Consider the following 3,746-nt stretch of genomic DNA (forward strand, 5'->3'; position numbering starts at 1 on the left):
GGGGGGAGGGGCGGGGGCGCCTGGTCGCGCCCCCTCTCCGCGGTGTCTCGTCAGCCGATGGAGGCGATCGCCTGGACGAAGGTCTCCGACGGGCGCATGACGGCGGAGGCCTTGGCCGGGTCGGGCTGGTAGTAGCCACCGATCTCGGCCGGCGAACCCTGCACCGCGATCAGCTCGTCGACGATGGTCTGCTCCTGCTCGCCCAGCGTCTTCGCGAGCGCGGCGAACGCCTGCGCGAGCTGCGCGTCGTCGGTCTGCTGCGCCAGCTCCTGGGCCCAGTAGAGCGCCAGGTAGAAGTGGCTGCCGCGGTTGTCGATGCCGCCCAGCTTGCGGCTCGGCGACTTGTCCTCGTTGAGGAAGGTGCCGGTCGCGCGGTCGAGGGTGTCGGCGAGGATCTGGGCGCGTGCGTTGCCCGTGGTCGTCGCCAGGTGCTCGAAGCTGGCCGCGAGCGCGAAGAACTCGCCCAGGCTGTCCCAGCGCAGGTAGTTCTCCTTGACCAGCTGCTGGACGTGCTTGGGCGCGGAGCCGCCTGCGCCCGTCTCGAACAGGCCGCCGCCGTTCATGAGCGGGACGACGGAGAGCATCTTCGCGCTCGTGCCCAGCTCCAGGATCGGGAACAGGTCGGTCAGGTAGTCACGCAGCACGTTGCCGGTGACCGAGATGGTGTCCTCACCGCGGCGGATGCGCTCCAGAGAGAACGCGGTCGCCTCGACCGGCGACATGATCTCGATCTGCAGGCCGTCCGTGTCGTGGTCGGCGAGGTACTTCTTGACCTTGGTGATCAGCTGCGCGTCGTGGGCGCGGTCCTCGTCCAGCCAGAACACGGCCGGGACGCCGGTGGCGCGGGCGCGGGTGACGGCGAGCTTGACCCAGTCCTGGATCGGCAGGTCCTTGGCCTGGCACATGCGGAAGATGTCGCCGGCGCCGACGGCCTGCTCCAGCACGACGTCACCGTTGCCGTCGACGACCCGCACCGTGCCGGTGGTGGGGATCTCGAAGGTCTTGTCGTGGCTGCCGTACTCCTCGGCCTTCTGCGCCATGAGGCCGACGTTCGGCACCGAGCCCATGGTCGACGGGTCGAAGGCGCCGTTGGCGCGGCAGTCGTCGATGACGACCTGGTAGACGCCCGCGTAGCTGCTGTCCGGCAGCACCGCGAGGGTGTCGGCCTCCTGGCCGTCCGGGCCCCACATGTGACCGGAGGTGCGGATCATGGCCGGCATGGAGGCGTCGACGATGACATCGCTCGGCACGTGCAGGTTGGTGATGCCCTTGTCCGAGTCGACCATGGCCAGCGCGGGGCCCTCGGCCAGCTCGGCCTCGAAGGACGCCTTGATCTCGGCGCCGACGTGCGGCACCGAGTCCAGGCCCTTGAGGATGGCGCCGAGGCCGTCGTTCGGGGACAGGCCGGCGGCCACGAGCGCCTCGCCGTACTTGGCGAAGGTGTTCGGGAAGAAGGCGCGGACCACGTGGCCGAAGATGATCGGGTCGGAGACCTTCATCATGGTGGCCTTGAGGTGGACGGAGAACAGCACGTCCTCGGCCTTGGCGCGGGCGACCTGCGCGGTGAAGAACTCGCGCAGGGCCGCGACGCGCATGACCGCCGCGTCGACGACCTCGCCCGCGAGCACCGGTACCGACTCGCGCAGCACGGTGGTGGTGCCGTCGTCGCCCGCGAGCTCGATGCGCAGCGAACCGTCCTCGGTGATGACCGTGGACTTCTCGGTGGAACGGAAGTCGTCGACGCCCATGGTGGCGACGTTCGTCTTCGAGTCGGCGCTCCACTTGCCCATGCGGTGCGGGTGCGCCTTGGCGTAGTTCTTGACCGAGGCGGGGGCGCGGCGGTCGGAGTTGCCCTCGCGCAGGACGGGGTTCACCGCGCTGCCCTTGACCTTGTCGTAGCGCGCGCGGACGTCCTTGTCCTCGTCGGTCTGCGGGTCGTCCGGGTAGTCCGGGAGCGCGTAGCCCTGCGCCTGCAGCTCGGCGATGGCCGCCTTGAGCTGCGGGATCGAGGCCGAGATGTTCGGAAGCTTGATGATGTTGGCCTCGGGACGCTTGGCCAGCTCACCGAGCTCGGCGAGCGCGTCGTCGATGCGCTGCCCCTCTTCGAGACGCTCGGGGAAGCTGGCGATGATGCGTCCGGCCAGCGAGATGTCACGGCTCTCGACATTGACCCCGGCCGTCGAGGCGTACGCCTGGATCACGGGCAAGAACGAATACGTCGCCAGGGCCGGGGCCTCGTCGGTGTGTGTATAGATGATGGTCGAGTCAGTCACCCTGTGCTCCGCTCCACGTCTGCAACATTGCTTGACATCAAGATATCTCGTGATCGCCCCGTCCTCGACAGGGCCCTGCCTTCACGTCGACGAACCCGGCGAAGCGTGTCGCCGCGGCCACACATCGCGCATGCGCCCCAGCCCCGGCCCGGTTGCCGCCCGTCGACGTACACCCTGGTCGCCATGTACACACCCCCCGCCCCACGGTCCGCGGCCGCGCCCGGCAGCGCTCCCCGGCGGATGCTGCACGGGCAATGGGCAGGTGTCATACGGTGGTTGTCCCACTGCTCACCAGAAGGAGTGCACACATGCCGGTCTCGCTGGGTCTCGGTCTTCCGCAGATGAAGCAGTACGACATCGGCCGCGATGTGGCCGCCGTGGCGCGCGCGGCGGAGGAGACCGGCTACGAGAGCCTGTGGGTCTTCGAGCGGATCATCTTTCCCGAGCCCGCCACGCAGGGGCTGTACGGCGTTCCGGGCCTGCCCTGGCCCGAGCAGTACCGCAGTGTCGCCGACCCGCTGATCACGCTCGCACTCGCCGCCGCGGCGACGGGCCGGGCCCGGCTGGGCACCAGCGTCCTGGTCGCGCCGCTGCACGTGCCGTTCCAGCTGGCCCGCTCGCTCGCCTCGCTCGATGTGGCGAGCGGCGGCCGGGTGGTCGCGGGCATCGGCACGGGCTGGTCCCTGGACGAGTACGCGGCCGCCTCGGTCGCCCCCTTCGAGAAGCGCGGCGCGGTGCTGGACGAGCTGCTGGACGTGTGCGCGGCCGTGTGGGGCCCGGACCCGGTCTCGTACGAGGGCGAGCTCACGACCATCGCCCCGTCCGAGGTCGGCCCGAAGCCGGTGCGCCCCATCCCGGTCTATCTGCCGGCGAACAGCCCCCGGGCCACCCGCCGCCTGGTCGACCGGGCGGACGGCTGGATGCCGGTGGCCAATGGCGCCGCGCAGCTGGCCGAGCAGTGGAAGCGGGTCCAGGATCTGGCGGCCGAGCGGGGCCGGGAGCGTCCGGTCGGCGTCTGTGCCCGCGCCAATGCCAGGTACACCGCCGAACCGGTCGCGGGTGCGGACCGTACCCCCTTCCACGGCAGTGTGGCCCAGATCGTCGAGGACCTGGTGGCGCATGCGGGGACGGGGGTTCCGGAGATCCTGCTGGATCTTCAGGGCACGACGCGCGACGCCTCGGAGCTGATCGACGTGGCCGCCGAGGTGTACGAGGCGGCGCGGGCCGCGGGCGTCTGACGCGAAGGAGCGGGTGGACCGGCCCCTACCGGCCGGCCGCCCGTGCGCGGCGGCGGCCGGCAGTGATCACTGCCGTCGCGCCGATCGACAGTACGGCGGCCCCGGCGATGGCGATGTAGGGCGTGTTGCTGTCGCCGCCGGTCTCGGCGAGTTCGGCGTCCGGGACCTGTCCGGTGGTGCCGTCACCCCCGTTGGCCTCGGGTCCGGCGGCCGCACCGGCGGTCTTCGGCGCGCC

The 3,746-nt window shown here is 70.9% G+C and carries 3 protein-coding genes; 1 reads left to right on the forward strand and 2 read right to left on the reverse strand.

From position 1 onward, the window contains the following. Positions 1-50: 50 nt before the first annotated feature. Positions 51-2,273 carry an NADP-dependent isocitrate dehydrogenase gene (locus tag EES42_RS33875; protein WP_124722027.1) on the reverse strand — a complete coding sequence of 741 codons (2,223 nt, stop codon included), beginning with the start codon at positions 2,271-2,273 and terminating at the stop codon, positions 51-53. A 308-nt stretch (positions 2,274-2,581) separates the two neighbouring features. On the opposite strand from EES42_RS33875, the gene EES42_RS33880 reads away from it, so the two are divergent. After that, complete coding sequence (locus EES42_RS33880; protein WP_124722028.1) at positions 2,582-3,511, forward strand: TIGR03619 family F420-dependent LLM class oxidoreductase; 930 nt, start codon at positions 2,582-2,584, stop codon at positions 3,509-3,511. Positions 3,512-3,536: 25 nt separating this feature from the next. On the opposite strand, the gene EES42_RS45735 is transcribed toward EES42_RS33880, so the two are convergent. Beyond that, positions 3,537-3,746 (reverse strand): LAETG motif-containing sortase-dependent surface protein (locus EES42_RS45735; RefSeq protein WP_124722229.1); only part of this gene is annotated, 210 nt, incomplete at its 5' end.

The sequence above is a fragment of the Streptomyces sp. ADI95-17 genome, assembly GCF_003846175.1.
GTDB classification, from domain to species: domain Bacteria; phylum Actinomycetota; class Actinomycetes; order Streptomycetales; family Streptomycetaceae; genus Streptomyces; species Streptomyces sanglieri.